Source organism: Pseudomonas sp. RC3H12 (assembly GCF_018596375.1).
Taxonomy (GTDB): Bacteria; Pseudomonadota; Gammaproteobacteria; order Pseudomonadales; family Pseudomonadaceae; genus Aquipseudomonas.
This window is the reverse complement of record NZ_CP075595.1, coordinates 2,613,253-2,635,612: the sequence shown is the minus strand read 5'-3', so window position 1 is coordinate 2,635,612 and position 22,360 is coordinate 2,613,253. Positions and strand designations below refer to the sequence as shown.

Sequence of the window (22,360 nt, the reverse complement as noted above, 5' to 3'; positions counted from 1 at the left end):
AAGTGAAGCTTGCGCAAGGTACGCGCAGGCTTTTGCCGGCCATCACAGCCGACTGTTACACAAGGCTGGTACGCAACTGTGCTGGTCCGCGGCGGCGTGATGCCCGTATGCTGTAACCAAATATGTCTACAACAAGCCTGAAGAAGGAATGCCTGCAATGCCACTCAAGGACCTGCTGATCGCCCTGGTGGTGATCATCGCCTGGGGCGTCAACTTCGTGGTCATCAAGGTGGGGCTCGACGGCCTGCCGCCGATGCTGCTCGGGGCGCTGCGTTTCCTGCTGGTGGCCTTCCCGGCGGTGTTCCTGATCAAGCGCCCGAACCTGCCGTGGCGCTGGCTGATCGCCTATGGCGCGACCATTTCCCTGGGCCAGTTCGCCTTCCTCTTCCAGGCCATGGCCAGTGGCATGCCGCCTGGGCTGGCCTCGCTGGTGCTGCAGTCCCAGGCGTTCTTCACCCTGGGCTTCGCCGCGATGTTTCTCGGCGAGCGGCTGCGCCTGGCCAGCGTGCTCGGCCTGCTGGTGGCCGCCAGCGGCCTGGCCGTGATCGGCAGCGAAGACAGCGGCCACGTGCCGCTGGTCGCGCTGCTGCTGACCCTGTGCGGCGGCGCCATGTGGGGCATGGGCAACATCATCACCCGGCGTTTCGGCCAGGTGGACCTGGTCGCCCTGGTGATCTGGGGCGGGCTGATTCCGCCGCTGCCGTTCCTGGTGCTGTCGTGGTGGCTGGAAGGCCCCGAGCGCATTGGCCATGCCCTGGCCAACATCGGCTGGAGTTCGGTGCTGGCCCTGGCGTACCTGGCGTTCGTCGCCACCATGGTCGGCTACAGCCTGTGGAGCAAACTGTTGTCGCGCCACCCGGCAGGCAAGGTGGCGCCGTTCTCGCTGCTGGTGCCGGTGGTGGGCCTGAGCTCCGCGGCGCTGCTGCTGGGCGAGCGCTTGAGCGAGGCACAAGGCTGGGGGGCGCTGCTGGTGATGCTGGGCCTGTTGATCAACGTGTTCGGGCCGCGCCTGGGAATGCGCCTGCGCACCGCCAGCCCCGGGCGCACCTGAGCGGCGCTCATACCAGCAAGGCCGACCAGGCCGACACCAGCAGCAACCCCGCCAGACCCTGGTTGAACAGGCGCAAGGCCCGCGACGAGCGCAACCAGCGTGCGCTGCCGATGCCCATCAAAGCCCAGGCGGTCATGCTGGGCAGGGCGACCAGCAGGAACACCAGGGCCAGCCAGCCCATCGGCAGTGCCGGGGTGGCGAACAGGCCGACCATCGCCACCGCCGTCACCCATACCTTGGGGTTGACCACCTGCAGGGTCGCCGCGCTCAGTGGGCCAAGGCCGCCGTCGCTACCCGCCAGCAAGGGGGCGCCGGCACTGCGCAGCATCTTCCAGGCCAGCCAGCTGAGCCACAGGGCGCCGGCCCAGCTCATGGCCATCTGCGCCAGGGGGTAGCGCAGCAGCAACGCGCCCAGCCCCATTCCCACCAGCCACACCACCGCCGCCGCCGCGCAGCAGGCCGCCACGATCGGTGCCAGGCTGGCGCGTAGCCCGCGCCGGGCACCGTGGGCGAGGATCAACAGGTTGGTCGGCCCGGGGCTGATGCTGGCGGCCAGGGCAAACAGGATGAAGGGCAACAGCGAGTGCGACATGGTCAGGGCTCCGTGTGATCGAAGCACCATGGTCGCGGCCTGCGCGGCTTCAGTCTGGAAGGTTTGAGCAGCGCTTGCGGTAGTCCGCCGGGGTCAGCCGGTAGGCGCGGCGGAACCAGCGGCCCAGGTGGCTCTGGTCGGCAAAGCCCAGGGCAGTGGCGACGCTGGCTGGCGTTTCGCCCAAGGCCAGCAGCCGCCGCGCGCGGGCCAGGCGCAGCTGGATCAGGTAGGCATGCGGCGCCAGGCCGAAGGCTGCCTTGAACGCCCGGGTCAGGCGGAAGCGGTCGATGCCGCAGACCTTTGCCAGCTCGATCAGTCCGATGTCCTGGTCCAGGTGCGCGTGCAGATAATCGCGGGCGACGTGGGCGCACAGCGGCAGGCGTGGATCGGGGTCCAGGCGTTTGCGCCAGTGCAGGTGGCCGGTGAGGCAGCTCAGCAGATCGTCCAGGGCGGTCTGGCGGACAATGCGCAGGTCGTTGTAGTGCACCGTCTCGAAGGCCCGGGCGGTGGCGCCGGCAAGGCGCGGATCCTGGTGCAGCAGGGTGCCGAAGCAGGGCAGGGCGCCTGAGGGCGCGTGCTCGAACAGGGCGCGCAGCTCGGTTTCCAGCCAGTTGGCGTCCAGGTACAGGGTCGAATAGGTGAAGCCTTCCACGGTCGGCGCATGGCCGTCATGCAGGTCGCCAGGCTCGAGCACGAACACCTGGCCGGGCGTGCTGCAGTGGCGCTCGCGGCGGCAGTTGAACTGCTGCACGCCTTGTTCGGTGACCCCGACCAGGAAGCTGTCGTGCCAGTGCGGGTCGTAGGCGTGGCCGGTGAAATGCGCGCGGACCGACTCGATGCCGGTGTCGGCGTCCTGTCTGAGGTCGATCCAGTTGCTCATGGGGCGGGCCGTGTGGGTGGTCGATGGATGACCTTAACGCACAAACGACCCGGGTGTTTAGAACGATTGTGCAGCCTTCAGCGCTGCGCCAGTGCCAGGTTGAGGCCAAGCCCGGCGAATGAGGCGGCGAAGCCGCGGCGCAACCAGGCTTGCACCCTCGGCGACTCGATCACGGCGCGGCGGAACAGGTGGGCGAGCAGGCCATAGATCACGAAGACGATGAAGGTCATGGCCATGAACACCGCGCTGAGGCTGAGCATCTGCACGGTCGCGGAGCCGGCCTGCGGGGTGATGAATTGTGGCAGGAAGGCGAGGAAGAACAGCGTCAGCTTGGGGTTGAGGATATTCAGCAGGCAGGCTTTGATCACCAGTTGGCTGGCGGCGGCGGCGGGGGTGGCGTGCGCGTCCACGGCGAAGGCCGCACGGTCGCGCCAGGTGGCGTAGGCCAGGTACAGCAGGTAGGCGACGCCGGCGAACTTGAGGCCCTGGAAGGCCAGGGCACTGGTGTGCAGCAAGGCGGAGAGGCCCAGTACCGACGCCAGCAGGTGCGGGACGATGCCCAGGGTGCAACCGGTGGCGGTCCACAGGCAGGCCTGTCGCCCGGCCACCAGGGCGCTCGACACGGTGAGGATGACCCCGCTGCCGGGGATCAGCACGATGATCAGCGCGGTGACGAGAAATTCCAGGCTCGGCATGAATGACAGCTCCTTGCGGTCGGGGGTGGATGCACTATACGCCCGGCGACAACGGCTGCAACATGTCGTCCGGGCGCAGCGCGGCGAAACGCTCGCGCAGCCAAAGGTGCAACTGGGCCACGGCGGGGGTGAGCTGCTTGCGGTGCGGGCACACCAGGGTCACCGGGGTCAGCTCGCCGGGGTACTCGGGCAGCAGCAGTTCCAGCTCGCCGGCGGCGACATCGGCGCTGACATCCAGCCACGACTTGTAGACGATGCCTTCGCCTTCCAGCGCCCAGCGCCGCACCACGTCGGCATCGTCACTGAACAGCGGCCCGCGCACCTGCACGGTGCGGTTGCCCAGGCGCCATTTGTCGTACACCCGGCTTTGCTGCAGGTACAGCAGGCAGTCGTGTTGCTGCAGGTCCTCGGGGGTCAGCGGGCGACCATGGCGCGCCAGGTAGTCCGCAGAGGCCGCCAGCACCCGGCGGTTCCACGGCGCCAGGGGCAGGGCGATGTAGTTGGCGTCCTCGTTCTGGCCGTAGCGGATGGCGACATCCACCGGGTCGCGGTACAGGTCGGCCAACTGGTCGGAGAGGAAGAAGCGCAGGCCCAGCCCCGGGTGCTCGCGGCGAAATGCACTGAGCCAGGGCCGCAGCAGGTTGCGGCCCAAGTCCGAGGGCGCCGCCACCTGCAACACACCGCGCAGGCAGCTGTGGCTGCCATGCAGGTCCTCGCGGCCCTGGCGCAGGGCATCGATCACGCGCTGGGCGGTGGGCAGGTACAGCTCGCCTTCGGCGGTCAGGCGCAGGCTGCGGGTGGTGCGGGCGAACAGGCGCACATCGAGCTCGCGTTCCAGGCGCTTGATCGCCGCGGCCACCTGGCCGGGCAGCAGGTCGGCCTCGTGGGCCGCGGCGGTGAAGCTACCCAGGGCGCTGGCACGGGCGAACAGTTCGAGGTCGTTGATGCGCAGCATTTTCACTCCAAGGATGAAAGTGTTGCTGCATTGTGCTGGTTTTTCTTTGCGGTCGGGAAGATAAGATGCCATTCATTCACGAACCCTTGAGGTATTGCCGTAGATGGACACCGTTGCCCTCGCCAAACGCCGTTACACCACCAAGGCCTACGACGCCAACCGCAAAATCCCCCAGGCCACCATCGACGCGCTGCTCGAGCAGTTGCGCCACAGCCCGTCCTCGGTCAATTCGCAGCCCTGGCACTTCGTCGTGGCCGACAGCGCCGAAGGCAAGGCGCGCCTGGCCAAGGCTACCGATGCGCGATTCGCCTACAACAGCCCGAAAATCCGTGACGCCTCGCATGTGATCGTGTTCGCCGCCCGTACCAACATGACCGAAGCCCACATGCAGGCCGTGCTGGGGCAGGAAGCCGCCGATGGCCGCTTCCGCAACGAACAGGCCCGCGAAGTCCAGGACCAGACCCGCCGCAGTTATGTCGACCTGCACCGCCATGACTTCAAGGACCTGCAGCACTGGATGGAGAAGCAGGTCTACCTGGCCCTGGGCACCGCGCTACTGGGCGCTGCCGCCCACGGCCTGGACGCCACGCCGATCGAAGGCTTCGACGCCAAGGCCCTGGACGCCGAACTGGGCCTGCGCGAGCAGGGCTACACCAGCGTGGTGCTGCTCAGCCTGGGCTATCGCAGCGAGGAGGATTTCAATGCCGGGCTGAGCAAGTCGCGGTTGGCGGCGGGGCAGGTGTTTACCTTCCTGTGATTATCGGCAGTGGCGCTTGACCTGGGTCAGCCCTGAATCAGCGGCCCCAGGCGCTCGGCCAGGGCCTGGACCATCGCGCTCACCTTGGGCAGGTGTCCGCGGTTGCGGCGCCAGGCCAGGTTGATCGGCAATCCTTCCATGGCGTACGCCGGCAGTACCTGCTGCAGCGTCCCGTCATCGAGCTGACGCTGCACCAGCCAGGTCGGCAGCTGGGCGATGCCGTGCCCGGCGCTGACGGCTAGCGCCTGGCCTTCGGCATCGCCGATGGCCAGGCGCCCGGGCATGCCGCGCAGCTGCGTCAGGCCCGGGCGGGCGCCGGCAAAGTGCAGGGCCGGCGTGCTGCCGTCTGCGCAGGCATAAAGCACGCAGCCCTGGGCCTGCAGTTGCTGCAGGTCGTGGGGCGTGCCGTGGCGGGCCAGGTAGGCGGGGGCGGCGCAGAACACCAGGCGCTGGCTGCCCAGGTAACGGTGCTCGATGCCTGGCTGCCAGGTTTGTGGTCCGCCGATGCGCACGACGATGTCGATGGCGTCCTCGACCAGGTCGACGAAGCGATCGGAGAGGGTGATGTGCGGTTGCAGCCGTGGATGCCGCGCGGCGAAGTCCAGTACGGCAGGAAGCCCGTGCAGACGGCCGAAGGTGGCCGGCAGGTCGATGCGCAGCTTGCCGCAGGGCGTCTGGTGTTCGTCGTTGAGGGCCAGCTCGGCTTCCTCGATGTCCGCCAGCACGCGGGTGCACGCGCGGTAGTAGTCGGCGCCGCTGTCGGTCAGGGCCAGGCGCCGGGTGGTGCGTTCGAACAGGCGCACCTGCAGGCGTTTCTCCAGGCGCGCGACGCCCTTGCTCACGGCGGAACTGGTGAGGTTCATGCGTTCGGCGGCGGCGATGAAGCTGCCAGCGTTGGCCACGCTGACGAAGAAGTCGATGTCCTTGAGGCGTTCCGAGGCAGACATGGCGAGGCCTTTTATTAATGAATCTGATTCACTTGATAAAGGAATAAATACCAGAAATCGGAACTTAATTCCGAATTAAGCTGGCCTGCCATTTAACCAGGATCGCAGCCGATGTCCACTTCCAGCCTGACCCACGCCACCCTCACGCGACCAGCGCCGCGTACGGGGTTGTCCATCGGCCTGTTCGCCATCGGCGGCTTCGCGGTACTGACCACCGAATTTCTGATTCTCGGCCTGCTGCCGGCGCTGGCCCGCGACCTTGGCCTGTCGGTTGCGGGCGCGGGCCAGTTGGTCACGCTGTTCGCCGTGACCGTGATGCTGTTCGGGCCGCCGCTTACCGCCTGGCTGTCGGCAGTGCCGCGCAAGGGACTGTTCATCGCCATCCTGCTGGTGTTCGCCGCGTCCAACGCGCTGTCGGCGCTGGCGCCGAACATCTGGGTGCTGGCATTGGCACGCTTTATCGCCGCGCTGGCCTTGCCGGTGTATTGGGGCACCGCCAGCGAAAGCGCCGGGCAATTGGCCGGGGCGGGGCGCGAAGGCTGGGCGGTGTCACGGGTGTACCTGGGCATCACTGCGGCATTTGTCTTCGGCATTCCATTGGGCACGCTGGCCGCCGGGCTGGTCGGCTGGCGTGGCAGTTTCGCGTTGCTCGCCGGGCTGTGCCTGCTGGTGGCGCTGTTGATGTGGGCGTGGCTGCCGACTGTGCCGGCGGCACCCGCCCGTGCGCCGGGGGAGCGGCAGACGGTAATCCTCAAGGACCGCCGTTTTATCGCCCATGTGCTGCTCTCGGCACTGGTGTTCACCGCCATGTTCACTGCCTACACCTACCTGGCCGAGACGCTTGAACAGCTGGCCGCCGTGCCGGCTGGCGAAGTGGGCTGGTGGCTGATGGGCTTTGGCGTGGTCGGCATGCTCGGCAACGGCCTGGCCGGGCGCATCGTCGATCGCAGCCCGTTGCGGGCGACCCTGTTGCTGTTGGCGATGCTGGCGCTGGGCATGGGCGCGGTCACCCCGTTGCTCGGCACTGCATGGCTGCTGGGCGGCGCGCTGGTGCTGTGGGGCATCGCCTACACGGCGCTGTTCCCGGTCTGTCAGGTGCGGGTGATGCAGGCCGGCGCCAAGGCCCAGGCCCTGGCCGGGACCTTGAACGTGTCGGCGGCCAATGCCGGTATCGCCGCCGGTGCGGCGTTGGGCGGCGCGACGATCCAGGTACTGGGTCTGGGCGCCCTGGGCTACGTGGCGTGTGGGTTCGCCGTGCTGGCGATGATCGCGACCCTGGCCATGCTGGCGAGCGAGTGAGGCCTACACCGCCCGGGTGTTGAGCAGACGCACGCCCAGGCCGATGAACAGCGCGCCGCTGGCGCGCTTGAACCAGGCCGCCAAGGACGAGGCCTTCAGGCGCAGGCCGAAGCGCCAGGCCGTGAAGCAGTAGAAGGAGTGCACCAGGCAGACGATCAGCGAGCCGCTCAGGTACATGGCCGCGAACTGGCCGAAGATCGGCCGCCCGGGCTCGAGGAACTGTGGCAGGAAGGCGCAGAAGAACACCAGGGTCTTGGGGTTGCTCGCCGAGACCAGGAAGGCTTCCACGGCGATCCGCCATTGCGTCTGGGGCGGCGTCGCGGCCACCTGCGCCGTCGACGCGGTGGGGGCGCCTTTATCCAACAATTGGCGCAGGCCGAGGTAGATCAGGTAAGCGGCGCCGGCCAGCTTCAGCACCAGGAACGCCGTGGGCAACGAGATCAGCAGGGCACCCACGCCCATGGCCACGGCGGTGATCGTCAGCAGTTGCGCGGTGAGGTTGCCGAACAGGGTCATGCCCATGCCGGAAGGGCCATAGCGCAAGGCGTTGCGCACGGTGAGCAGGACATTCGGGCCGGGCAGCAGCGAGGTGAGCAGGTAGGCGAAGGAGAACGTCAACCAGAGGTGCAGGGCCATGGAGCGCGTCCTTTGCGCTGGGAAAGACACACAATGCCAGTAATCGGCGCGGACCGCCATTGGGCACCGTTGAGGGAGCGGCTTGCCCGCTCCCAGAGAAGGTGCCCAGGCCAGTTCAGCGCGCCAGGCGCCCGCTGACGAAGTGGGCGACATCGTTGAAACCGGGCGTGGAGGCATGGCCAGGCGTCACCAGCGAATCGATGAAGGCCTCGTCCTCCGCCGTGACCTTGACCTCCAGCGCACCGGCATAGGTGTCCCACTGCGCCTCGGTGCGCGGCCCGACGATGGCCGAGCTGACCAGGCGGTTGTTGAGCACCCAGGCGATGGCGAACTCGACGATGCCCACGCCCTTGGCCTCGGTATAGGCATGGATCTTCTGGGCGATGGTCAGCGATTCCTGGCGCCATTCCACTTCCATGATGCGCTTGTCCTGGCGGCCGGCACGGCTGCCTTCGTCGGGAGTGGAGCCTGGCGCGTACTTGCCGCTGAGCACGCCACGGGCCAGCGGGCTGAACGGCACCACGCCCAGGCCATGGTAGGCGGCTGCGGTGAGTTGTTCGGGCTCGGCCTGGCGGTTGACGATGTTGTACAGCGGCTGGCTGACCACCGGCTTGGCCACGCCGAGCCTTTGCGCCACGTTGCAGATCTCGGCGATGCGCCAGCCGCGGAAGTTGGACACGCCCCAGTAGCGGATCTTGCCTTGCGCCAGCAGGTCGCCGATGGCGCGCACGGTTTCTTCCAGCGGTACCGAATGGTCCTCGCGGTGAAGGTAGTAGATGTCCAGGTAGTCGGTGCCCATGCGCGTGAGGGTGGCCTCGATGGCATTGAACAGGTGTTTGCGCGACAGGCCGCTGCGGTTCGGCAGGCCATCGACCGGGCCATAGCCGGCCTTGGAGGCGATGATCCACTCGTGACGGTTGCGCGCCACCGCCTCGCCGACGATCTCTTCGGAGCGGCCGCCATTGTAGACATCGGCGGTGTCGACGAAGTTGATGCCCTGGTCCCAGGCCTTGTCGATGATGCGCAGCGAGTCTTCGGTGCTGGTCTGTTCACCGAACATCATGCTGCCGAGCGTCAGGGCCGAGACTTGCAGGCCGGAGTGGCCAAGGGGGCGGTAGATCATTGCAGATAATCCTTTTCTGACATCCTGAGAGGGGTTCCCCTCTTTTACACAGTTCCGCCCTGCTTTGAAAGCGCGGGCCAGGCGCCGTTTCCAGGCGCTGGCGAATGGCTCATCCCTCTGGCCAGGCATCGATCAGCTCACGCGCCTCGCGGCTCGACAGCGGCCGTTTCATGCGCTGCGACAGCACGGCCATGGCCCGTGAACAGCCCTTGGCAATCACTGCCTCGACCTGGTCGTCCAGGCATTGCAGGGCAACGAAGTCGCCTTGCTCCGGCGTGCCGACGTACTCGATCCGGTTCCAACCCACGGCATGCCCGAGCACCTCGTAGGTGCGCCCGTGCTGGTAGGTCCAGAAAAACGGCACGTCGTCGTAGCGGCGCCGCTCGCCGAGCATGTTGGCGGCGGCGATCACGCCGTGCTGCTGGGCCAGGCGCCAATGCTCGATGCGCACCGGGCGGCCGGCCAGGGGGAAGGTGGCGATATCGCCGGCCGCCCACAGGCCGTCGGCGGCCTGCAGGTGTGCGTCCACCTTGAGCGAATGGTCTTCGGCCAGGGGCAGGCCCTGGACGAAACGGGTGGCCGGGGTGACGCCGGTGCCCAGCAGCACCAGCGCGGTCTCCAGGCGCTCGCCATTGGCCAGCAGCACGGCCTCGACGCGCTCGTGGCCGTCGAAGCCGATTACCTCGGTCGGCCCGTGGAACTGCACACCCTTGCGCTCATGCAGCTCGCGCAGGGTCTGGCCGATGCGCTCGCCCAACTGCCGGGCCAGCGGGATGGCGTGGCGCGTGACCACATGCACCTGCAGGCCGTACTTGCGCAGGGCGCTGGCGGCCTCCAGGCCGATGAAACCGTCGCCGAGGATCACCACCGGCTGGCCCGGCTCGGCCAGGTCGAGCAACTGCGCGGCATCGGTGCGCGAGCGCAGTATGCAGATGCCGGGCAGTTGCACGCCGGGGAGCTGGGGGCGGTTGGGCTTGCCGCCGGTGGCCAGCAGGGCGGCGTCGTACTTCAACTGCTGGCCGTCGGCAAGGCTGATCACGCGCTTGCCGGCATCCAGCGTACGCACCTTGCCGTGAATGCGCTGCAGCTGGCCTCGGTGCAGGTCGACTGGCGCGAGCAGTGAGGCTACTTCGTCCACCGGCATCTGCCCGGCGATGACGAATTTGCTCAGGGCGGTGCGATCGTAGGCGTTCGGCTGTTCCTGGTCGACCCACAACAGGCGGCCGGCAAAGCCATGGTCGAGCAAGGTGGCGATGGCGGCCGCCCCGGCGGCGCCGGCACCCACCACGACGAAGGTGCGCGCGTCGCTGTGGCGGGGCGCTTCAGCCTCGGGCAGTGGCTGGTCGTCCACCCATACCTGGCCGTCCCTGACCTGCACGGCATGCCGGCGCAGACCGGCCAGCGCCGGGGGCTCGCACACCGCGCCGTCGTCCACGGCGAAGGCAGCCTTGTGCCAGGGGCAGATCAGCAACCCACCACAGACCGCGCCTTGCTCCAGTGGCGCGCCCTCATGCGGGCAGTTGGCCTGGTAGGCACGCACCCGCTCGCCCTGGCGTACCAGGACGAGGTCTTCGGTGCCGGCCTGGACGCGCAGGGGACGGTGTTCTTCGAGCTGGTCGAGGCTGGCCACGGCATGGAAGGTCATGGGGATCTCCTCAGCAGATAGTGTTCATTTGACGCCTGCCATGGAGCCAGGCTGCGCTCAGCCGACGATCGGAAGGGTGATTACAGCATTTCACAAAAACTTCAAATGAGACCAAATTGACTCAAATTCAATCTGTAAGTACCATCCGGGCCAATTTTAGTTAACGGCTCGGGTGAGTTCATGAGCAATTTGCGTGCAATAGGGATGGTCAGCTGGCTGGCAGTGGCGGTAGCACTGGCCGGCTGCGGAGCGGCTGAAGAACAGCAGGCCACGACTGAAACGGCATTTCCGGTGGAGACCGTGACGCTGGCCAGCGAACAGTTGGCCCTTACCTCGACCTTGCCGGGCCGGGTCGAACCGATGCGGGTGGCCGAGGTGCGTGCCCGGGTGGCCGGTATTGTCCTGCACAAACGTTTCGAGGAAGGCGCCGACGTCAAGGCCGGCGATGTGCTGTTCCAGATCGACCCGGCGCCGTTCAAGGCCGCCCTGGCGCGCGTCGAGGCCGACCTTGCGCGGGCCCAGGCGGTGCAGCAGGAGGCCCAGGCACGGGTCAAGCGCTATGAGCCGCTGGTCAAGATCGAGGCGGTCAGCCAGCAGGACTTCGACACCGCCAGCGCCGAGTTGCGCAGCGCCCAGGCGGCCGTGCGCTCGGCCCAGGCCGACGTGCAGACCGCGCGCCTGAACCTGGGCTATGCCACGGTCACCGCGCCGATCTCCGGCCGCATCGGCCGCGCCCTGGCCACCGAAGGCGCCCTGGTCGGGCAGGGCGACGCCACCTTGATGGCGCGCATCCAGCAGCTCGATCCGATCTACGTCGACTTCACCCAGTCCGCCGCCGAAGCCCTGCGTCTGCGTCAGGCCCTCAAGGACGGCGCGCTCGGTGATGGCGACGACAAGGCGCTGACCGCCCAGGTGGAAGGCACCGACTACCAGCGCCAGGGCGCGCTGATGTTCACCGACGTGGCGGTCGACCGTGGCACCGGCCAGGTCACCTTGCGCGGTCGCTTCGACAATGCCGACGGCATCCTGCTGCCGGGCATGTACGTGCGCGTGCGTACCCCACAGGGCACCGACCAGCAGGCCATCCTGGTGCCGCAGCGCGCGGTGCAGCGCGGCAGCGACGGCGAGGCGCGGGTGCTGGTGGTCGGCACCGGCAACCTGGCCGAGGCGCGCAGCGTGCGCACCGGCGGGATGCACGGCTCGCGCTGGCAGATCACCGAGGGCCTGCGCGCCGGTGACCAGGTCATCGTCGGCGGCCCGGCCGGCCTTGCGCCTGGCATGTCGGTGCAGCCGGCCCAGGCGCAACAGGCCGCGGCACACTAAGGCGAGGGTAGCGAGATGTCCAAGTTCTTCATCAATCGGCCGAACTTCGCCTGGGTCGTGGCGCTGTTCATTTCCCTGGCCGGCCTGCTGGTGATCCCGGCGCTGCCGGTGGCCCAGTATCCCAGCGTGGCGCCGCCACAGATTTCCATCACCGCCTTCTACCCGGGCGCCTCGGCCAAGGTGCTGGTGGAGTCGGTGACCAGCATCATCGAGGAGTCGCTGAACGGCGCCAAGGGCCTGCTTTACTACGAGTCCACCAACAACTCCAACGGCGTGGCCGAAGTGCTGGTGACGTTCGAGCCCGGCACCCAGCCGGACATGGCCCAGGTCGATGTGCAGAACCGCCTGAAGAAGGCCGAGGCGCGCATGCCCCAGGCGGTGCTGACCCAGGGGCTCAAGGTCGAGCAGGCCAGTTCCGGCTTCCTGCTGATCTACGCCTTGACCAGCACGGCCGGTAATCAGGGCGATACCACGGCCTTGGCCGATTATGCCGCGCGCAACATCAACAACGAGCTGTTGCGCGTGCCGGGTGTGGGCAAGCTGCAGTTCTTCTCTTCGGAAGCGGCCATGCGGGTCTGGGTTGATCCGCAGAAACTGGTGGGCTATGGCCTGTCCATCGACGATATCAACAACGCCATCCGTGGCCAGAACGTCCAGGTGCCTGCCGGCAGCTTCGGCAGCACGCCGGGGGCCAGCGAGCAGGAACTGACCGCGACGCTGGCTGTGCAAGGCACCCTGGAAACGCCGGAGGCGTTCGCCGCCATCGTCCTGCGCGCCAACCCGGACGGCTCCAGCGTACGCCTGGGCGATGTGGCACGCATGGCCATCGGTAGCGAGAACTACAACCTGTCCTCGCGCCTGGATGGCAAACCGGCCGTGGCCGGCGCGGTGCAGCTGGCACCTGGCGCCAATGCCATCCAGACCGCGACGCTGGTCAAGGAGCGCCTGGCCGAGCTGTCGCAGTTCTTCCCGGAAGGCGTTGAATACTCGGTGCCGTACGACACCTCGCGCTTCGTCGATGTGGCCATCGAGAAGGTCATCCACACCTTGATCGAAGCCATGGTGCTGGTGTTCCTGGTGATGTTCCTGTTCCTGCAGAACGTGCGCTACACCCTGATCCCGTCGATCGTGGTGCCGGTGTGCCTGCTGGGTACGCTGATGGTCATGAAGCTGCTCGGTTTCTCGGTGAACATGATGACCATGTTCGGCATGGTGCTGGCCATCGGTATCCTGGTGGATGACGCCATCGTGGTGGTGGAGAACGTCGAGCGGTTGATGGCCGAGGAAGGCTTGTCGCCGGTGGAGGCCACCATCAAGGCGATGGGGCAGGTATCCGGGGCGATCATCGGCATCACTTTGGTGCTGGCCGCGGTGTTCCTGCCGTTGGCGTTCATGTCCGGATCGGTCGGGGTGATCTATCAGCAGTTTTCCGTCTCGCTGGCGGTGTCGATCCTGTTCTCCGGCTTCCTCGCCCTGACCTTCACCCCGGCGCTGTGCGCCACCCTGCTCAAGCCGGTGCCCCATGGCCACCATGAAAAGGGTGGTTTTTTCGGTGCCTTCAACCGCGCCTTTGCCCGCGTCACCGAGCGCTACTCGGTGATGAACAGCGCCCTGGTGGCCCGTGCCGGGCGCTGGATGCTCGCCTACGTCGGGATCCTGGTGGTGCTCGGCTACTCCTACCTGCGCCTGCCGGAGGCCTTCGTGCCAGCGGAGGACCTGGGCTACAGCATCGTCGACGTGCAGCTGCCGCCCGGCGCCAGCCGGGTACGCACCGACCACACCGCCGAGGCACTGGAAAAGTACCTGATGTCGCGCGACGCGTTGGCCAGCTCGTTCATCGTCAGCGGCTTCAGCTTCTCGGGCCAGGGCGACAACGCCGCGCTGGCGTTCCCCACCTACAAGGACTGGTCCGTGCGCGGCAAGGAGCAGTCGGCAGAGGCGGAAACCGCAGCCATCAACGCCCAGTTCGCGGCCAATGGCGATGGTGCCATCACCGCGGTCATGCCTCCGCCGATCGACGGCCTGGGCAACTCCGGCGGTTTCGCCCTGCGCCTGATGGACCGTGGCGGCCTGGGGCGCGATGCGCTGCTGGCGGCCCGTGACCAGCTGTTGGCCCGCGCCAACGGCAACCCGGTGATCCTCTACGCGATGATGGAGGGCCTGGCCGAGGCGCCGCAGCTACGCGTGCAGATCGACCGCGAGAAAGCCCGCACCCTGGGCGTGAGCTTCGAGACCATCAACAGCACCCTGGCCACCGCCTTCGGTTCGGCGGTGATCAACGACTTCACCAACGCCGGGCGCCAGCAGCGCGTGGTGGTGCAGGCCGAGCAGGGCGAGCGCATGACCCCGGAAAGCGTGCTTCGCCTGTATGCACCCAATGTCAGCGGCGAGCAGGTGCCGTTCAGCGCCTTTGTCTCCACTCGCTGGGAGGAGGGGCCGGTACAACTGGTGCGCTACAACGGTTACCCGTCGATCCGCATCGCCGGTGACGCCGCGCCTGGCTACAGCACTGGCCAGGCGATGGCCGAGATGGAGCGTCTGGTCAGCGAGCTGCCACCTGGCATTGGTTATGCCTGGACCGGCCTTTCGTACCAGGAAAAGGTGTCCAGCGGCCAGGCTGCCGGCCTGTTCGCCCTGGCCATCCTGGTGGTGTTCCTGCTGCTGGTGGCGCTGTACGAGAGCTGGGCAATCCCGCTGACGGTGATGCTGATCGTGCCGATCGGCGCCTTGGGCGCGGTCTGGGCGGTACTGCTCACCGGCATGCCCAACGACGTGTACTTCAAGGTCGGCCTGATCACCATCATTGGCCTGGCGGCGAAGAACGCCATCCTGATCGTCGAGTTCGCCAAGGAGCTGTGGGAGAAGGGTTACAGCTTGAGCGACGCCGCCATCGAGGCCGCGCGCCTGCGTTTGCGCCCGATCGTGATGACCTCCATGGCCTTCATCCTCGGCGTGGTGCCCCTGGCCATCGCCACCGGCGCCGGCGCGGCCAGTCAGCGCGCCATCGGTACCGGGGTGATTGGCGGCATGCTCAGCGCCACCCTGCTGGGTGTGGTGTTCGTGCCGATCTGTTTCGTCTGGGTGCTGAAGCTGCTCAAGCGCAAGCCGGCCCCTGTGCTACACGCTGTCGAGGTAAGGAAGTGATGGTCATGGGTAAATGTGCACTCCCGTTCGCGCTGGCCGTCACCCTGGTCGGCTGCTCCCTGGCACCGACCTACCAGCGCCCGGAGGCGCCGGTGGCGGCTGCCTGGGGCGATGCCGCCGGCCATCATGGCAAGTCGGTGGAGCAGCTGGACTGGCAGGCGTTCATCGTCGATCCGGCCTTGCGTCAACTGGTCGCCACGGCACTGGACAACAACCGCTCCCTGCGTCAGACCCTGCTCGACATCGAGCAGGCCCGAGCGCAATACCGCATCCAGCGGGCCGATCGGGTGCCTGGCCTGAGTGCCGGAGCTTCCGGCAATCGCCAGCACTTGCCGGCGGACCTGTCGAACAGCGGCAGGGAAGGGGTCAGCAGCAGCTACCAGGTGGGGCTGTCGCTGCCAGAGTACGAAGTGGACCTGTTCGGTCGGGTCAAGAGCCTGAGCGATGCGGCGCTGGAGCAGTACCTGTCCACCGAGGAAGTCGGCCGTGCCGCGCGCATCGCGCTGATCGCTGATGTCAGCCAGGCCTACCTGACCCTGGACGGTGCCGAACGGCGCCTGACGCTGACTCGCCAGACCCTGGCCAGCCGCGAGGACTCGCTGGCCCTGGTCGGCCAGCGGCGAGGCGCCGGCACGGCCACGGCGCTGGACCACCAGGAAGCGCTGGGGCTGGTCGAGCAGTCACGGGCCGAGCTGGAAGGCATCGTGCGCGAGCAGCGCCAGGCCTACAACGCTTTGGTGCTGCTGCTGGGCAGCGCCGAGGCGGCCAAGTCGATTCCTGCCGAGCGGGCGCAGGCGCCGATGGTCCTGCAGGACATCGCCCCAGGCGCGCCGTCGGCGCTGATCGAGCGCCGCCCGGACATCCTCGCCGCCGAGCACCGGCTGCGGGCGCGCAATGCCGATATCGGCGCGGCGCGGGCGGCGTTCTTCCCGCGGATCAGCCTGACCGGCAGTTTCGGCACCTCCAGCGCGCAGATGTCCGGGTTGTTCGACGGTGGTTCGCGTAGCTGGACGTTCATGCCGCAACTGTCGCTGCCGCTGTTCGACGCCGGGCGCAACAAGGCCGGCCTGAACCTGGCCGAGGCGCGCAAGGACTCGGCGGTGGCCGCTTACGAAGGCACGATCCAGAGCGCCTTCCGCGAAGTGGCCGACGCCCTGGCCGCCACCGATACCTTGCGTCGCGAGGAAGCCGCGCGGCGTGCCCTGGCCGACACCAGCCGGGCGACCGTGGCGCTGGCCAAGGCGCGCTATGAGGGTGGGGTGGACAACCACCTGCGCTATCTGGACGCGCAGCGCAGCGGCTATGTCAACGAAGCGGCGTTCATCCAGGCCAGCACCCAGCGCCAGCTGGCACTGGTCGATCTGTTCCGTGCCTTGGGCGGTGGCTGGCCGGCCCAAGGTTGAAATGCCTCCTTTGGTTGGCAAATCCAACCGCTTGGCCCCAGGTGTCCCTGCCTTGGGGCCTTTTTTTGCCCAGTGATAGGGGCCGAACAGGCGAGCGTTAATCGCGCAACAGATCCGGACTGTTGAAGTTGCTCAACCGCGCATCGTCCTCGGCACACGCCAACCCCTGCACATTCGCCTGCAGCAAGGCCTTCTGCAAACTCCGTTCGCCCACCTGCCAGGCTTGCTCCAGCAATGGCAACACGCGCCGGGGCAACACACTGAACATCGGCTGCCAATACCCACCCTGGCGCACCATGGCCGCACTGTCGTGCGCCACGGCCAGGCGCAGCAGGTCCTCGACCAGCGCCCGGTCGATGCGTGGCGCATCGCAGGCCAGCACTACCACCCATTCGTGCCGGGCTGCCCTGAGCCCGCTGATCACGCCGGCCAGCGGGCCGGGAAAGTCCGCTTCGGCGTCGGTGACGAGCTGGTCGGCGTAGATCGCGTAGGCCGCCTGGTTGCGGTTGCAGGAGATCACCAGGTCATCGCTCAGTGCCCGCACGGCGCGTTGCACATGCGCCACCAACGGCTCGCCGCGCCAAGGCACCAGCCCCTTGTCGCGCCCGCCCATGCGCTGGCCACGGCCGCCGGCAAGAATAAGGATGGAGCAGGGGGGAAGAACGTCGGGCATGAAAAAGGGTTCCGGGCAGTCAATGCCGGGAACCCTCCCATTTACCGCAGGGCTTGTCCAGTCAGGCCTGGTGGGTGGCCACCTGCGCCGCCTTGGTCTTGCCACGCCCGGCCAGGCGCATCACCACGACGAAGAACACCGGCACGAACACCACGGCGAAGGTGGCGCTGAGCATGCCGCCGATCACTCCGGTGCCGATGGCTTGCTGGCTGGCCGAGCTGGCGCCGCTGGCGATGGCCAGCGGCACCACGCCGAGGATGAACGCCAGCGAAGTCATCACGATCGGGCGCAGACGCAGACGCGCGGCCTGGATCGCCGCGTCCGCCGCATCGACGCCCTGGTCCACCAGGTCCTTGGCGAACTCGATGATCAGGATGGCGTTCTTCGCCGACAGGCCGATCAGGGTGATCAGGCCGACCTTGAAGAACACGTCGTTGGGCAGGCCACGCAGGGTCACCGCGAGCACCGCGCCGAGCACGCCCAGTGGCACCACCAGCAGCACCGCGGTGGGGATCGACCAGCTTTCGTACAGCGCGGCCAGGCACAGGAACACCACCAGCAGCGACAGCGCCATCAGCAGTGGCGCCTGGCTGCCGGACAGGCGTTCCTGCAGCGACAGCCCGGTCCACTCCAGGCCGGCACCTGCCGGTAGCTGCGCCACCAGGCGCTCGATCTCGGCCATGGCCTCGCCCGAGCTGTAGCCGGCCGCCGGCTCGCCGGAAATCGACACCGCCGGGTAGCCGTTGTAGCGGGTCAGCTGCACCGGGCCGGACTGCCAGCGGGCGCTGACGAAGGCGCCCAGCGGCACCATCTTGCCGCTGCTGTTGCGCACGTGGATCTTCAGCAGGTCCTCGACCTGGCTGCGCCGGTCGCCTTCGGCCTGCACCACCACCCGCTGCATGCGGCCCTGGTTGGGGAAGTCGTTGACGTAGTTCGACCCCACCGCGGTGTCGAGCACCGCGCCGATATCGGCAAACGACACGCCCAGGGCGTTGGCCTGGCGGCGGTCCACTTCCAGTTCAACCTGAGGGCTTTCGGCCAACGACGCTTCGCGCACGTTGACCAGCACCTTGCTCTTGCGCGCCGCGTCCAGCAGTTGGTCACGAGCTTCCATCAGCCCGGTGTGGCCCATGCCGCCGCGGTCCTGCAGGCGGAACTCGAAACCGGTCGACTCGCCCAGGCCGTCCACCGGCGGCGGCAGCACCGCGTAGGCGATGGCATCCTTGAGCTGGGTGAAGGCCAGGGTGGCGCGCTCGGCGATCGACTGCGCGCTGTCGTCGCCACCGCGCTCGGACCAGTCCTTGAGCGTGGTGAAGGCCAGCGCCGCATTCTGCCCGCTGCCGGAGAAGCTGAAACCGAGGATCAGCGTGGTGTTGGCCACGCCGGGCTCTTCGGCGTTGTGCGCCTCGATCTGCTGCCCGACCTCGATGGTGCGTGCCTGGCTGGCGCCCGGCGGCAGCTGGATGTCGGTGATGGTATAGCCCTGGTCCTCGGTGGGCAGGAAGGCGGTGGGCAGTTGGCTGAAACCGTACACCAGCACGCCGACCAGCGCGGCGTACACCAGCAGGTAGCGACCGCTGCGGGCCAGGGCGTGGGTCACCCAGCGCTGGTAGCCGTTGCTCATGCCCTCGAAGCGGCGGTTGAACCAGCCGAAGAAGCCCTTGCGCTCATGGTGCTCGCCTTTCTCCAGCGGCTTGAGCAGGGTGGCGCACAGGGCCGGGGTCAGGCTCAGGGCGAGGAACGCCGAGAACAGGATCGACACCGCCATCGACACCGAGAACTGCTGGTAGATCACCCCCACCGAGCCTTGCATGAAGGCCATCGGCAGGAACACCGCCACCAGCACCAGGGTGATGCCGACGATGGCGCCGCTAATCTGGCCCATGGCCTTGCGCGTGGCTTCCTTGGGCGGCAGGCCTTCCTCGGCCATGATCCGCTCGACGTTTTCCACCACGACGATGGCGTCGTCCACCAGGATGCCGATGGCCAGCACCATGCCGAACAGGGTCAGTACGTTGACCGAAAAACCCAGCACGTTCATCACCGCGAAGGTGCCCATCAGCGCCACCGGCACCACCAGGGTCGGAATCAGCGTGTAACGGAAGTTCTGCAGGAACAGGAACATCACCGCGAACACCAGCACCATGGCCTCGAGCAGGGTGTTGATCACCTGCTTGATCGAGACCTTGACGAAGGGCGAGGTGTCGTAGGGGATGTCGTACTTCACCCCGGCCGGGAAGTAGCGCGCCAGCTCATCGAGCTTCTGCTTGACCAGGGTCGCGGTTTCCATGGCGTTGGCGCCGGGCGACAGCTTGACGCTGAAGGCGCTGGTGGCCTTGCCGTTGAGGCGGGTGCCGTACTGGTACTCCTGGGCCCCGATCTCGACCCGCGCCACGTCACCGACGGTGACCGTGGAGCCATCGGTGTTGGCGCGCAGGACGATGGCGGCGAACTCCTCGGGGGTGCTCAACTGGCCCTTGACCACCACGTTGGCGGTGATCTCCTGGGTCGGTCGGCTCGGCAGGTCGCCGATGCTGCCGGGGGCGACCTGGGCGTTCTGCGCGGCGATGGCCTCGGCCACGTCGTTGGGCGTGAGGTTGAAACCGACCAGCTTGGCCGGGTCGATCCAGATGCGCATGGCCCGTTCGGAGCCATACAGCTGCGCCTTGCCGACGCCCTTGAGGCGACGGATCTCGTTCATCACGTTGCGCGCGAGAATGTCCGACAGGGCGATCTCGTCGAGGCTGCCGTCCTCGGAGGTGAGGGTGGCCAGCAACAGGAAGCCGGTGGACACCTTCTCCACCTGCAGGCCTTGCTGGGTGACCGGGCGCGGCAGGCGCGACTCGATCACCTTGAGGCGGTTCTGCACGTCGACCTGGGCCATGTCCGGGTTGGTGCCGGGCTGGAAGCTGGCGGTGATGGTGGCGCTGCCCAGGCTGCTCTGGGATTCGAAATAAAGCAGGTTGTCGGCACCGTTGAGCTCCTGCTCGATGATGCTGACCACGCTCTCGTCCATGGTCGCCGCCGAGGCGCCGGGGTAGACGGCGTAGATTTCCACCTGCGGCGGTGCCACGTCGGGATACTGGGCCACCGGCAACTGCGGGATGGCCAGGGCGCCGACCAGGAGGATGAACAAGGCCACCACCCAGGCGAACACCGGGCGGTCGATGAAGAACTGCGGCATGGATCAGGCCCTCATTGGCCGTTGTGTTGGGCGACTGCGGTGGCGCCTGGTTGTTCGTCGACTTGCACCTGGTCGCCGGCCTTGACGTGTTGCAGGCCCTCGACCACCACGCGATCACCCGGAGCCAGGCCCTCGCTGACGATCCAGCGGTCGCCCTGGGCACTGCCCAGGGTCACCTGGCGTTCGCTGATGCGGTCCTGCGGGTCGACCAGCAGCACCTTCGGCACACCGGCGCTGTCGCGCAGGATGGCGCGTTGCGGCACGCTGATGCCCTGGGGCTGCACGGCCTGGTCCAGGCGCACGCGCACATAGCTGCCGGGCAGCAGGTCGAGGTCCGGGTTGGGGAACTCGCTGCGCAGGGTGATCTGGTTGGTGCTCGGGTCGACGCTGATATCGGAGAACAGCAGCTTGCCGGCCAGCGGGTAGGCGCTGCCGTCGTCCTGGATCAGCGTGGCCTTGACCTGGTCGCGACCGACCTGCTGCAGCTCGCCGGCCCGCAGCGAGCGGCGCAGGGCGTTGAGTTCGCGGGTCGACTGGGTGACGTCGGCGTGGATCGGGTTCAACTGCTGGATGGTGGCCAGCGGCGTGGTCTCGCTCTGGCCGACCAGCGCGCCCTCGGTCACCAGGGCGCGGCCGATGCGCCCGGAGATCGGTGCGGTGACGGTGGCATAGCCCAGGTTCAGGCGCGCGCGTTCCAGCGCCGCCTTGGCTTCGCCGACCGCTGCGTCGGCCTGGAGGAAGGCGGCGCGGGCGTTGTCGTACTCCTGGCGGCTGACGGCCTTGTCGTCGACCAGTTCACGGTAGCGTTGCTCCTGCAGGCGCGCCTGGTACACGGTTGCCTCGGCCTTGGCCAAGGTGGCGCGGGCGCTGTCGAAGTCAGCCTTGAACGGCGCCGGGTCGATCAGGAACAGCACATCGCCCTGTTTCACGTCGCTGCCTTCGCGGTACACCCGCTTGAGCACCACGCCGGCCACCCGGGCGCGCACCTCGGCGGTGCGGGGGGCAAGGATGCGGCCGCTGAGTTCGGTGCTGATGGCCAGCGGCTGCACGGCAAGGGTTTCGACCCGGACCTGGGAGGGCGGGGCCTTTTCTTCCTGCTCGGCGGCGTCGTTGCAAGCGGCCAGGGAAAGGGTCATCAGCGCCAGCAGCGCCAGAGGGCGCAGGCGCAAAGCACGGAGCGTGGACATACGGATCTTCCAGGTTTGATCCAGCGTATGCTAAAGCAGCCGTTCGGGTGGCGGCTGTTAAGCTGTGTTGGGCGTGTGTGAAAAAGTGTGAACAATCGGCGGTGGCCCGCCCGGGATTCTATATCCTGCCTTACTTCAATCTTTCGTCAAATCCCCTTATGCCGAACATTCTCCTGGTCGAAGACGACAGCGCGTTGTCCGAACTGATCGCCAGCTACCTGCAACGCAACGATTTCCATGTCCGGGTGATTGCCCGCGGCGACCATGTGCTGGACGAATTCCGCCGGCAGAAACCGGACCTGGTGATCCTCGACCTGATGCTGCCGGGCCTGGACGGCCTGCAGGTATGCCGGCTGCTGCGCCAGGAGAGCCAGAGCCTGCCGATCCTCATGCTGACCGCCCGCGACGACAGCCACGACCAGGTGCTGGGGCTGGAGATGGGCGCCGACGACTACGTCACCAAGCCGTGCGAGCCCCGCGTGCTGCTGGCCAGGGTGCGCACGTTGCTGCGCCGCAGCAGCGTCAACGAGCCGCGCCTGGACTGCGACCTGATCCAGATCGGCGGCCTGTGCATCGACCTGGCCGAGCGCACGGTCACCTGGCGCGGCGAAGAAGTGGAGCTGTCCAGCGGCGAGTACAACCTGCTGGTGGTGCTGGCGCGCAACGCCGGTGAGGTGATGAGCCGTGACCGCATCCTCCAGCAATTGCGCGGCATCGAGTTCAACGGCACCGACCGTTCGGTGGACGTGGCCATCTCCAAGCTGCGTCGACGTTTCGACGACAGCGCAGGTGAAGCGCGCAAGATCAAGACCGTATGGGGCAAGGGCTACCTGTTCAGTCGCGTCGAGTGGGAGTACTGATACGCC

18 protein-coding genes are annotated in these 22,360 nt (G+C 67.5%); 7 read left to right on the top strand and 11 right to left on the bottom strand.

The window, feature by feature from the left end; all coding sequences use genetic code 11:
• The first annotated feature begins 157 nt into the window (after positions 1 to 157).
• The gene (locus KHO27_RS11905; protein WP_110701482.1) at positions 158 to 1,051 is read left to right on the top strand and encodes an EamA family transporter; all 894 of its coding nucleotides are present in this window, start codon (positions 158 to 160) and stop codon (positions 1,049 to 1,051) included.
• Between the two features lie 7 nt (positions 1,052 to 1,058).
• On the opposite strand, the gene KHO27_RS11900 is transcribed toward KHO27_RS11905, so the two are convergent.
• The 4 genes from KHO27_RS11900 to KHO27_RS11885 form a co-directional block, all read right to left on the bottom strand.
• Positions 1,059 to 1,643, bottom strand: coding sequence for a LysE family translocator (locus KHO27_RS11900; RefSeq protein WP_102682845.1), 585 nt, complete (start codon positions 1,641 to 1,643; stop codon positions 1,059 to 1,061).
• Between the two features lie 49 nt (positions 1,644 to 1,692).
• Positions 1,693 to 2,523 (bottom strand): AraC family transcriptional regulator, encoded by an 831-nt coding sequence (locus KHO27_RS11895; protein ID WP_214501870.1) that lies wholly within the window; start codon positions 2,521 to 2,523, stop codon positions 1,693 to 1,695.
• Positions 2,524 to 2,600: 77 nt separating this feature from the next.
• The gene (locus KHO27_RS11890; RefSeq protein WP_214501869.1) at positions 2,601 to 3,218 is read right to left on the bottom strand and encodes a LysE family translocator; all 618 of its coding nucleotides are present in this window, start codon (positions 3,216 to 3,218) and stop codon (positions 2,601 to 2,603) included.
• 34 nt (positions 3,219 to 3,252) lie between these two features.
• Positions 3,253 to 4,173: a LysR family transcriptional regulator gene (locus KHO27_RS11885; protein WP_111532215.1), complete on the bottom strand. Its 921-nt coding sequence runs from the start codon at positions 4,171 to 4,173 to the stop codon at positions 3,253 to 3,255.
• A 103-nt stretch (positions 4,174 to 4,276) separates the two neighbouring features.
• On the opposite strand from KHO27_RS11885, the gene nfsB reads away from it, so the two are divergent.
• Positions 4,277 to 4,930, top strand: coding sequence for an oxygen-insensitive NAD(P)H nitroreductase (nfsB, locus tag KHO27_RS11880; RefSeq protein ID WP_214501868.1), 654 nt, complete (start codon positions 4,277 to 4,279; stop codon positions 4,928 to 4,930).
• A gap of 26 nt (positions 4,931 to 4,956) precedes the next feature.
• Here nfsB and KHO27_RS11875 read toward each other — a convergent pair whose 3' ends face one another.
• The gene (locus tag KHO27_RS11875) at positions 4,957 to 5,877 is read right to left on the bottom strand and encodes a LysR family transcriptional regulator (RefSeq protein ID WP_214501867.1); all 921 of its coding nucleotides are present in this window, start codon (positions 5,875 to 5,877) and stop codon (positions 4,957 to 4,959) included.
• A 111-nt stretch (positions 5,878 to 5,988) separates the two neighbouring features.
• Here KHO27_RS11875 and KHO27_RS11870 point away from each other — a divergent pair, with 111 nt between their 5' ends.
• Positions 5,989 to 7,176, top strand: coding sequence for an MFS transporter (locus KHO27_RS11870; protein ID WP_214501866.1), 1,188 nt, complete (start codon positions 5,989 to 5,991; stop codon positions 7,174 to 7,176).
• 3 nt (positions 7,177 to 7,179) lie between these two features.
• On the opposite strand, the gene KHO27_RS11865 is transcribed toward KHO27_RS11870, so the two are convergent.
• The 3 genes from KHO27_RS11865 to KHO27_RS11855 all read right to left on the bottom strand — a co-directional run bounded on the left by KHO27_RS11865 (position 7,180) and on the right by KHO27_RS11855 (position 10,580).
• Complete coding sequence (locus tag KHO27_RS11865; protein WP_111532218.1) at positions 7,180 to 7,812, bottom strand: LysE family translocator; 633 nt, start codon at positions 7,810 to 7,812, stop codon at positions 7,180 to 7,182.
• A gap of 115 nt (positions 7,813 to 7,927) precedes the next feature.
• Positions 7,928 to 8,935 carry an aldo/keto reductase gene (locus tag KHO27_RS11860; RefSeq protein WP_110701497.1) on the bottom strand — a complete coding sequence of 336 codons (1,008 nt, stop codon included), beginning with the start codon at positions 8,933 to 8,935 and terminating at the stop codon, positions 7,928 to 7,930.
• A 109-nt stretch (positions 8,936 to 9,044) separates the two neighbouring features.
• Positions 9,045 to 10,580 carry an FAD-dependent oxidoreductase gene (locus tag KHO27_RS11855; protein WP_214501865.1) on the bottom strand — a complete coding sequence of 512 codons (1,536 nt, stop codon included), beginning with the start codon at positions 10,578 to 10,580 and terminating at the stop codon, positions 9,045 to 9,047.
• A 180-nt stretch (positions 10,581 to 10,760) separates the two neighbouring features.
• On the opposite strand from KHO27_RS11855, the gene KHO27_RS11850 reads away from it, so the two are divergent.
• From KHO27_RS11850 to KHO27_RS11840, 3 genes are read left to right on the top strand one after another with little or no spacing between them, the layout of a single operon-like run.
• Positions 10,761 to 11,903: a MexC family multidrug efflux RND transporter periplasmic adaptor subunit gene (locus tag KHO27_RS11850; RefSeq protein ID WP_214501864.1), complete on the top strand. Its 1,143-nt coding sequence runs from the start codon at positions 10,761 to 10,763 to the stop codon at positions 11,901 to 11,903.
• Between the two features lie 15 nt (positions 11,904 to 11,918).
• Positions 11,919 to 15,047, top strand: coding sequence for a multidrug efflux RND transporter permease subunit (locus KHO27_RS11845; RefSeq protein ID WP_214501863.1), 3,129 nt, complete (start codon positions 11,919 to 11,921; stop codon positions 15,045 to 15,047).
• Complete coding sequence (locus KHO27_RS11840; protein WP_214501862.1) at positions 15,047 to 16,450, top strand: efflux transporter outer membrane subunit; 1,404 nt, start codon at positions 15,047 to 15,049, stop codon at positions 16,448 to 16,450. Before KHO27_RS11845 ends, KHO27_RS11840 begins: the two co-directional genes overlap by 1 nt.
• Positions 16,451 to 16,547: 97 nt before the next feature.
• Here KHO27_RS11840 and mobA read toward each other — a convergent pair whose 3' ends face one another.
• The 3 genes from mobA to KHO27_RS11825 form a co-directional block, all read right to left on the bottom strand.
• Complete coding sequence (mobA, locus tag KHO27_RS11835; RefSeq protein ID WP_111532222.1) at positions 16,548 to 17,123, bottom strand: molybdenum cofactor guanylyltransferase MobA; 576 nt, start codon at positions 17,121 to 17,123, stop codon at positions 16,548 to 16,550.
• 61 nt (positions 17,124 to 17,184) lie between these two features.
• A complete protein-coding gene (locus tag KHO27_RS11830; protein WP_214501861.1) occupies positions 17,185 to 20,307 on the bottom strand; it encodes a multidrug efflux RND transporter permease subunit in 3,123 nt (1,040 codons plus the stop codon).
• An 11-nt stretch (positions 20,308 to 20,318) separates the two neighbouring features.
• The gene (locus KHO27_RS11825) at positions 20,319 to 21,494 is read right to left on the bottom strand and encodes an efflux RND transporter periplasmic adaptor subunit (protein ID WP_214501860.1); all 1,176 of its coding nucleotides are present in this window, start codon (positions 21,492 to 21,494) and stop codon (positions 20,319 to 20,321) included.
• A 158-nt stretch (positions 21,495 to 21,652) separates the two neighbouring features.
• Here KHO27_RS11825 and KHO27_RS11820 point away from each other — a divergent pair, with 158 nt between their 5' ends.
• Positions 21,653 to 22,354, top strand: coding sequence for a response regulator (locus KHO27_RS11820; RefSeq protein WP_110701517.1), 702 nt, complete (start codon positions 21,653 to 21,655; stop codon positions 22,352 to 22,354).
• Positions 22,355 to 22,360: the final 6 nt, after the last annotated feature.

Bases quoted from the DNA above. Each gene is read 5' to 3' on its own strand.
- KHO27_RS11905 (WP_110701482.1), top strand. From the start codon at position 158: ATGCCACTCAAGGACCTGCTGATCGCCCTGGTGGTGATCATCGCCTGG.
- KHO27_RS11900 (WP_102682845.1), bottom strand. From the start codon at position 1,643: ATGTCGCACTCGCTGTTGCCCTTCATCCTGTTTGCCCTGGCCGCCAGC.
- KHO27_RS11895 (WP_214501870.1), bottom strand. From the start codon at position 2,523: ATGAGCAACTGGATCGACCTCAGACAGGACGCCGACACCGGCATCGAG.
- KHO27_RS11890 (WP_214501869.1), bottom strand. From the start codon at position 3,218: ATGCCGAGCCTGGAATTTCTCGTCACCGCGCTGATCATCGTGCTGATC.
- KHO27_RS11885 (WP_111532215.1), bottom strand. From the start codon at position 4,173: ATGCTGCGCATCAACGACCTCGAACTGTTCGCCCGTGCCAGCGCCCTG.
- nfsB (WP_214501868.1), top strand. From the start codon at position 4,277: ATGGACACCGTTGCCCTCGCCAAACGCCGTTACACCACCAAGGCCTAC.
- KHO27_RS11875 (WP_214501867.1), bottom strand. From the start codon at position 5,877: ATGTCTGCCTCGGAACGCCTCAAGGACATCGACTTCTTCGTCAGCGTG.
- KHO27_RS11870 (WP_214501866.1), top strand. From the start codon at position 5,989: ATGTCCACTTCCAGCCTGACCCACGCCACCCTCACGCGACCAGCGCCG.
- KHO27_RS11865 (WP_111532218.1), bottom strand. From the start codon at position 7,812: ATGGCCCTGCACCTCTGGTTGACGTTCTCCTTCGCCTACCTGCTCACC.
- KHO27_RS11860 (WP_110701497.1), bottom strand. From the start codon at position 8,935: ATGATCTACCGCCCCCTTGGCCACTCCGGCCTGCAAGTCTCGGCCCTG.
- KHO27_RS11855 (WP_214501865.1), bottom strand. From the start codon at position 10,580: ATGACCTTCCATGCCGTGGCCAGCCTCGACCAGCTCGAAGAACACCGT.
- KHO27_RS11850 (WP_214501864.1), top strand. From the start codon at position 10,761: ATGAGCAATTTGCGTGCAATAGGGATGGTCAGCTGGCTGGCAGTGGCG.
- KHO27_RS11845 (WP_214501863.1), top strand. From the start codon at position 11,919: ATGTCCAAGTTCTTCATCAATCGGCCGAACTTCGCCTGGGTCGTGGCG.
- KHO27_RS11840 (WP_214501862.1), top strand. From the start codon at position 15,047: ATGGTCATGGGTAAATGTGCACTCCCGTTCGCGCTGGCCGTCACCCTG.
- mobA (WP_111532222.1), bottom strand. From the start codon at position 17,123: ATGCCCGACGTTCTTCCCCCCTGCTCCATCCTTATTCTTGCCGGCGGC.
- KHO27_RS11830 (WP_214501861.1), bottom strand. From the start codon at position 20,307: ATGCCGCAGTTCTTCATCGACCGCCCGGTGTTCGCCTGGGTGGTGGCC.
- KHO27_RS11825 (WP_214501860.1), bottom strand. From the start codon at position 21,494: ATGTCCACGCTCCGTGCTTTGCGCCTGCGCCCTCTGGCGCTGCTGGCG.
- KHO27_RS11820 (WP_110701517.1), top strand. From the start codon at position 21,653: ATGCCGAACATTCTCCTGGTCGAAGACGACAGCGCGTTGTCCGAACTG.